Annotated in this window: 7 protein-coding genes and 1 other RNA gene; 2 read left to right on the forward strand and 6 right to left on the reverse strand. The window is 40.3% G+C overall.

Annotated features, from left to right (window positions below):
* The first annotated feature begins 100 nt into the window (after nt 1–100).
* An RNA gene (ffs, locus tag CXF78_RS05440) (signal recognition particle sRNA small type) lies at nt 101–197 on the forward strand.
* A 163-nt stretch (nt 198–360) separates the two neighbouring features.
* On the opposite strand, the gene CXF78_RS05445 is transcribed toward ffs, so the two are convergent.
* From CXF78_RS05445 to dinG, 6 genes are all read right to left on the reverse strand, one after another.
* Entirely contained in the window at nt 361–663 is a 303-nt protein-coding gene (locus CXF78_RS05445) for a late competence development ComFB family protein (protein WP_011638085.1), read from the reverse strand.
* Between the two features lie 98 nt (nt 664–761).
* The gene (locus tag CXF78_RS05450; protein WP_102036205.1) at nt 762–1685 is read right to left on the reverse strand and encodes a histone deacetylase family protein; all 924 of its coding nucleotides are present in this window, start codon (nt 1683–1685) and stop codon (nt 762–764) included.
* On the reverse strand, nt 1685–2383 hold the full coding sequence (locus CXF78_RS05455) for a DUF2057 domain-containing protein (RefSeq protein ID WP_102036206.1): 699 nt from the start codon (nt 2381–2383) through the stop codon (nt 1685–1687). The genes CXF78_RS05450 and CXF78_RS05455 overlap by 1 nt, the downstream gene beginning before the upstream one ends.
* Before the next feature lie 9 nt (nt 2384–2392).
* The gene (locus CXF78_RS05460; protein WP_011638082.1) at nt 2393–3055 is read right to left on the reverse strand and encodes a primosomal replication protein; all 663 of its coding nucleotides are present in this window, start codon (nt 3053–3055) and stop codon (nt 2393–2395) included.
* The gene (locus CXF78_RS05465; RefSeq protein ID WP_102036207.1) at nt 3052–3825 is read right to left on the reverse strand and encodes a TSUP family transporter; all 774 of its coding nucleotides are present in this window, start codon (nt 3823–3825) and stop codon (nt 3052–3054) included. The genes CXF78_RS05460 and CXF78_RS05465 overlap by 4 nt, the downstream gene beginning before the upstream one ends.
* A gap of 8 nt (nt 3826–3833) precedes the next feature.
* A complete protein-coding gene (dinG, locus tag CXF78_RS05470) occupies nt 3834–5909 on the reverse strand; it encodes an ATP-dependent DNA helicase DinG (RefSeq protein ID WP_059745469.1) in 2076 nt (691 codons plus the stop codon).
* Between the two features lie 135 nt (nt 5910–6044).
* Here dinG and CXF78_RS05475 point away from each other — a divergent pair.
* A partial coding sequence (locus CXF78_RS05475) for a DNA polymerase II (protein WP_102036208.1) occupies nt 6045–7515 on the forward strand: 1471 nt, incomplete at its 3' end.

The raw sequence follows: 7515 nt of genomic DNA on the forward strand, positions 1-7515 counted from the left end.
TATTAAGATAAAGGCTTGATCCAGCCAATGGGTTAGGGGATAATCGCCCCGTTCTGACACATAAGCTTTGTATTTTATGATTCAGAAGTCAATGGTGACCCTAGGGTCCCCCCGCAACGATAACTTGTGAACTCGGCCAGGCCTGGAAGGGAGCAACCGCAGCAAGTGACTCGTGTGCCGGGGTGTGGCTCTAGGGGAACCTCCAATATTCCCCGTATGATTTCACCGTATTAATTCAAAACTCAAATCAAAACACATCCATGTTATATGAATGAACTATTCATTAAATGAACATAGCTAATACTGATTTAACATATATTCATTCAATATTCCGTAAAATATCAGCTAATGTTGATTAAATTACTGTTGTTGTTCGGCTGCGAGCTCAGCTTCTTCCTTTAAGCGTTTTTGCAAGTTTGCTTTGAGGAATTGCCTTGAACGTTCAAGTGCTTCACTGATCTCAGTTTTCATCTGTTTTAATTCTTGATAATTTTCGAAAAAATACGTGTCAACTAAATGGCGAATGTACCTGACGGGTAACTGATTCAATGTGACGCAGCATAAATCCGCTAAGTATTCTTCTGGCAATTCTTCCATTAAGCCTTCATCTCGCAGCATTTCCATTAATAGAACTTCATAATAGTTTCGGATCTCTAATTGCATTATTACGCTCCATTGAGACAGTTTAGTTTATCGACATCAGCTTAAATGCCGAGATGGTTGTTTAATTTAGTGGTGCATTATTGTTGGTTTTGTAATGCCTAATACTGTGATGCCCATAATTCATTGGCCGCAACTAACAATTGGCTATGTCGGATTGTTAATTCTTCTTCACTACGACTATAGCCTCCCCCTATTACTGCTGCAAGTGGGATGCCATGCATTTTTGCTATCGATATTACCTGTTTATCTCTAGCGAGAATACCTTGATTCGAAATGGCGAAATATCCAAGGTCATCATGTTGATGAATGTCGACCCCTGCGTCATAGATGATCAGATCTGGCTGATGGATGCGAATCAGGTAAGGTAATATTTGTTGTATATGTTCAAGATATTGTTTGTCGGTACAACCTTTATCCAGAGCAATATCGTGATCAGATTGTTGCTTTCGGGATGGGAAATTTTGCGCACAGTGGATAGAGCAGCTAATGATGTCTGGGTTGCCTTGGGTGAGTGTCGCTGTTCCATCACCTTGATGAACATCACAATCAAAAATAAGTACTTTGTCTGCTCTTCCTGAGTCAATGGCTGATCTCGCTGCGATGACCAAGTCATTAAAAATGCAAAAACCACTGCCAAAATCATAGTGTGCATGATGATAACCACCAGTTAAATGAACCGCGATTCCATGGTCAAGCGCCAATTCAGCGCACAAACGGGTGCCATTTACAGCGTGTAAAGTGCGGGTAACTAACTCTTGGCTCCATGGAAAACCAATACGTCTTCGGGCTTTATGGTCTAAGGCACCATTGATAAATTGCTCGACATATTGCGGGCAATGCACTGTATAGATCGTATCTTTCGATATCGGTGTAGGCGTATGGCGATATCGCTCAAACAATAATTGTTGTTTGAGCGCGTGCTGGTATAAATTGTGATATTTAGTGGTTGGAAAACGATGGGTGCTAGGTAACGCCAGCTGTGAATAGCTGGCGTGGTAAACAAAAGGGATCGATAGAGACATTACAGTTGTTTTATTGCCCAGCCCATAAATTCTTTACGGGTTTTGTCATCGGCTTGTAACCACCAATATTGGAGCATTTGTTCTGCTTGGGCTGGAGTCGGCTTTTGAGCCGTTGCTGCTGGCACAGTTGCGATAACAGGTGCATTCATCGTAGCAGATTCAATATCTGATTTGACTGCTAATGCTTGTATCGGTTGACTGCCGTCACCCGTAGCTGAAGCTGATAAGGTTTCAATATCATGCTGGTTTTTATTGTTAAACAGACTAGTTATAAATGAGTTCTCAGTAAAATTAGTTTGTTCTACATTGTAAGTTACCGCAGCATTATCTTGGCGTTTAATGCTGATTTGTGGTTTTTTTGCGAATGCTTTTGGATTCTTAATGATGTCGCCATCAGCAGGTTGTAATAGATATTGATGATCGCCATCAACCGTTAACGTCACAATTAAAGGCGTTGATTTTACAAAAGATTGACTGTCACTAAAGGAATCATCAATCACATCATGATAACGAACAGCAATTTTATGGACACCATTGGTTAACGCTAAATCTGATTGATGGCTGAACATACTGGTTTCAACTTCTGCACCATCAAGTGCTAGGTACTCAAATGACATTGGAATGGTTAAATTAGCTGCTAATACTGACGATGATGTTAAAAATGCCAAAAGCGCACTTGTGGTAAATAAAGATTTCATTGTTGCTCCTTAACGTGGGTAACTTTGGCGAGGTCGTTCAAAAAGTTGAATACGCTCTTCAATATAACTGGTTGCTTGTTTACACTTTCCTAACCGACGGTGCATAGAAAGAATATCATTTTGCAGTTTTATTTTGTCATCACTATGACAGAATTCAAGAGATGCTTCCATTTGTTGTATTTTTTGCTCTATTTTTTTTGCCCAATTTAAATGTTTATTGAGTTCAGCGTAGAGTTGATGGCTGTTTTGCATCACATTGCTGGCTATCCAACCAAATCCACTGTCTTGTATTGCTTGTTGTTGTTTTTTTGCATATCGGGCACGGTTACTGGCTTTGCGCTGTTGTTCAGATTTAAGATTGATGTGAGTGGTCAGTAATGCTCTGCGTAACGCACTAAATCGGTCTTGAATACGATCGCAACTGAGTTGGATAACATTACCACCCAACTTAAGATAAAGCTGTTTTTCGAGTTGTTTAATGTCTTGACGTAACTGGGTGATACAAGGGCTAAGTTGGGCTCCTTGTTGGGCAAATAGTTGACTGTTAAAACGTTCGATTTCTTGTAAAGACTGCCGTTGTGAAGGCGCTAAATTCTGGTCGTGTATTAATGCGTCTTGTTCAAGTTTCGCGAGCTGTTGTTTTAACATCGAGACCAATTGTTGGGTGTTCATGCCCATGCACTCCACGTAAGATGGACTGCTATCGACAATACCATAATAATGAATATTGGCTTAATAAAAGGTATCCCAAACCGAATTGCACTTCTTGCACCAATTAAGGAACCTGCCATCATGCATATTCCCATCCATAAGCCGAGTATCCATTGCACTTGTCCCATTGATGCAAAGATAATGAGCGCTGTGATATTACTCACCGCTGTCATCACTCGAGCTAATCCACAGCTGTGTAATAGAGGCAGTTTATGCAGCGAGATAGACGATACTGTCCAAAAAGCACCAATTCCTGGCCCTGCAAATCCATCGTATCCGCCCAAAATAAAACCTTGGCTAATCTGCTTGTATTTGGGTGAGCGATATTTTGGAGCGATAGTATTTTTGTCCCCCATCGCTTTGGGGCTAAATAAGGTATAAATCGCAATGCTAATGATCAGTAGTGGTAGTATTTTGTCTAGCCATAGTGGGTCAATTAGAAATACTAAACCACAACCTGCAATAGACCCTACCAGAGTGGCAAAAAAACATGCTTTCCATAATGCAGGGTTAAATAGATGTTGTTTATAAAAAGTATAGCTCGATGTAAGAGAACCAAAACATGCTGCTAACTTATTGGTTCCTAGTGCTAAATGTGGTGGGATCCCAACCGTTAGTAATGCTGGAATAGACAGAAGTCCACCACCGCCAACAATGGCATCAATAAAACCAGCAAGTATACCGATGACCGCTAATATAGCCCAATGGCTAGGGTCTAATAATAAATCCAACTCAATACCTATTCAATAACACGTCTAAAAGGAGGAAGGGCATCAATTAATGATTTGCCATAACGTTTAGTGACCAAACGACGGTCTAAAATGGTCACTCGACCATAATCTTGCTCTTTTCGTAACAGTCGGCCACAACTTTGGACTAATTTACGTGAAGCGTCAGGAATTGTCAGCTGTAAAAAAGGATTACCACCTTTTACTTTTAAGTATTCTGCGTGAGCTTGTTCTACTGGTGAGGTTGGGACGGCAAACGGCAGTTTGGTTATGATTAGGTTTGTTAAGTAATCACCTGGTAAATCAAGCCCCTCAGAAAAACTGCCAGTACCGAAAATGACACTGGGTAGACCGTCATCACAGCGTTTTTTGTGTTGTTCTAATATCTGTTGACGCGGAATAGCGCCTTGAACAAAAAGCTGATCTTTAGGGATTTTACCTTCAACTAGCTCAACCACTTTATCCATTTGCCAATATGAAGCAAACAGCACTAATGTGGCCATTTCACCATCGATGAGTGTCACAATATGTTGTGCTAGTTCGGTGGTGTAATTATCGTCAGTAGGTTCGCACACCATTTGAGGTATAAATAAAGTCGCATTATTTTCGTAATCGAAAGGGGATAATAACGCTAAAAATCGGCTGCCATCATTCATTGACAGTCCTACTTGATGAGCAAAATGGTTGAAGCTGTTTAAGGCTCGAAGCGTTGCGCTGCACAACACCACTCCAGCGGCTTTTTGCCATAACATAGATTCAAGCATAAAACCGACTTCTATAGGTGATGAACAAAATAAATAATCTTGTTGTTTACCAGTAATTAATTCAGCCCAACGTGCCATTGGCGCGCCTTTTTTACTGTCTTCTTTAGCCATCATTTTCCACAACTTATGTAAATTATCTAGCCGTTGTAAAATGAATCCAGTTTCTGATAACAACCCTTCTGACTGGTGTTTAGGCACTTCACCATCTTTTATTGCTTCATTTAATACTGATACCACTTTGTTAAATTGCTTTACCGCTGAACCTGATGCCGTGGCAAGATTTTCTGCCTGTATTAATAATGATTGAGGCAATTGGCCATGTTCAAAACGAAGTCTGGATTCAGGGTTAGCGAATAACTGCGGTTGGGTATCACAAAAATGAGCAACCTGAGTCAGTAAATTGGTTAACTCTGTGGTGTGATCAAGCATTGCTTGTACAGGGGCAATGATATGAGTGGTTTTTAGTTGATTTTGTAACTTAGAACAGGTCTTCGATGCTTTTTCTAACCAATCGCATGCTCCACGAAGTGTGGCTTGAGCACTGGAGAAATCTCTGGCGACAATAGGTAAGTGATGAGCTTCGTCGATAACATAAAACATGTCTTCTGGTTCTGGTAAAATGACGCCGCCGCCAAGTTCTAAATCGGCAAATAGCAGACTGTGGTTAACAATGAGTACATCCCAAGTGTCGACATCTTCACGGGCTTTATGAAACGGGCAATTATGGTGCGCCGATACTTGACGATGACAGCTGTGCTTATCGCAGCAAATTTGCTGCCACAAAAAATCAGGGATAGGGTGCTTTAAGGTATCAATTTCACCATTCCAGCGTTTTTGATGAAAATCTTGATGCAATTTTTGTAATTCGTTAATTTGACTTTGGTCGGGTTTAGTTTGCCACATGGCTATTTGCGAGCTGTCTTGTGCCCCGATCATGGCTTCAAGCTTGGCTAAACATACGTAGCGCTGACGACCTTTTACCAAACCAAATTTAAACTCAATACCTGATTGTTGTAAAAAATGAGGTAGATCTTTATGGAGTAATTGTTCTTGAAGTGCCACGGTTGCAGTAGCAATACAGACTTTCTTTTTACTCGAGATGGCTAAAGGGATTGCACCTAAGATATAAGATAAGGATTTACCAATACCGGTACCTGCTTCAACCACAATGATACGACGGTCTTTGTCATACTCACCCGCTAAGGTTTTGGATATTTCAGCTACCATATAGTTTTGTTCGCGACGAGAACGAAATTGCGGCATAGAGGCTGCAATTTCTTTGTAAATGGTGCGAATTTGACTTTTTATGTTATCCGGTAGCATAGGAAGTATGATTTCTACATAGACTGAATTATGCTGTACATAATAACAGTGAATTAGCATGCCACGAAGTAATAAATCAAATTGAGTAAACTTGTGCAGGAATTCAAACCCGTTGTGAAGCCAACAGATTATCCAATGACTAATACCCATGTGAAGGGACGAGTATTAACTCGCCATGCTATTTATCGGCATGGACAATTAGTCCTTCAGTATTATATCAAAACCGTTGAAGGACCTGTATTAGCTGAACTATATCACAGTGAAGTGATCTGTTTCTGTCGTCAGCAAGATGTGGATCAATTAAGTCAAAAAGTCGGCTTTGCTCTTAAGGCTGAGACAATATCATTGATGAGTTTTGCACATGAACCTATCAGTGCGCTGTATCTTAAATCAAATACTCAATTGAAATTACTTGGTCGTATTGCTAGTGATATCGGTATTACCTTATTTGAAGCCGATATTAGGCCTGAACAACGCTACCTAATTGAACGATTTATCGCCTTAGACATTGAATGCTCAGGAAATTTTCAAGCCAGTAATCCAGCTCCAACTATTCCTTTGTTATCGATTAATCGGGCCAGAAAAATGCCCAGCAACGAACTAGTCGATATTCCATTGAAAATGGCTTCACTGGATTTTGAGTGTAGTTTTACAGGGGAACTTTATTCAGTCGGTTTATATGGTACCGATTATCAATGCGTGTTTATGGTGGGCGAACCGCAAGCACAATGTCATGATTTTATTGTTTGGGTAAAAAATGAGATTGAACTGATACATCATTTAATAGCGTGGTTTAGCGACTATGACCCCGATATTATTATTGGCTGGGCAGTAGTGACCTTTGATTTAGCTTTATTGTTCAAACGCTGTGCTTTACTTAACATTCCATTATTAATTGGTAGAGGCAATACCGAACTGAGTTGGAAAGTGGCTGACAAATATAGGCCTGAAACACTCTCTTTACCTGGGCGCGTGGTGTTGGATGGTATTGATTGGCTTAAAGCGGCATTTTATCAGTTTGATAGTTTTTCGTTAGAGTCTGTATCACGGCAATTATTATCTGAAGGTAAAGCCATTGATCATGTAGAAAATCGTGGCCAAGAAATTACCCATTTATTTGAACAAGATAAAAATGCATTGGCTTTTTATAATATTACAGACTGCCGGCTAGTGTGGGATATTTTTGAAAAAACACAGTTGTTAGATTTTGCTATTGAACGCGCTAAGTTAACGGGTTTGGAGTTTGGCCGAGTGGGTGCATCGATTGCGGCATTTTATCATTTGTATCTGCCTCACTTACATCGAAGTGGTTTTGTAGCACCTGCACAACCCGCTAGCCAAGGCTTAGAAAGCCCTGGTGGATATGTTATGTCTTCTATACCAGGTTATTATAAAGATGTTTTAGTATTAGATTTTAAAAGTCTATATCCGTCGATTATTAGAACATTCCTTATCGATCCTAAAGGCTTAGTTGAGGGGCTTTACGCTAGGGAAGTAAAAGGTGATGCAACGACAGTGGCTGGATATTTAGGTGCTCAATTTAGTCGAAAATCGCCTATTTTACCTGCATTAGTTGCCAGCCTTGCAGAGCAAAGAGAACTGGCCA

Origin of the sequence: Shewanella sp. 11B5, from assembly GCF_002836795.1 — a bacterium.
In the GTDB taxonomy this organism is placed as follows: domain Bacteria; phylum Pseudomonadota; class Gammaproteobacteria; order Enterobacterales; family Shewanellaceae; genus Shewanella; species Shewanella frigidimarina.

What these genes read in the sequence shown, in the direction of transcription:
- CXF78_RS05445 (WP_011638085.1), bottom strand. Translation starts at nt 663, where the DNA reads ATGCAATTAGAGATCCGAAACTATTATGAAGTTCTATTAATGGAAATG.
- CXF78_RS05455 (WP_102036206.1), bottom strand. Translation starts at nt 2,383, where the DNA reads ATGAAATCTTTATTTACCACAAGTGCGCTTTTGGCATTTTTAACATCA.
- dinG (WP_059745469.1), bottom strand. Translation starts at nt 5,909, where the DNA reads ATGCTACCGGATAACATAAAAAGTCAAATTCGCACCATTTACAAAGAA.
- CXF78_RS05450 (WP_102036205.1), bottom strand. Translation starts at nt 1,685, where the DNA reads ATGTCTCTATCGATCCCTTTTGTTTACCACGCCAGCTATTCACAGCTG.
- CXF78_RS05460 (WP_011638082.1), bottom strand. Translation starts at nt 3,055, where the DNA reads ATGAACACCCAACAATTGGTCTCGATGTTAAAACAACAGCTCGCGAAA.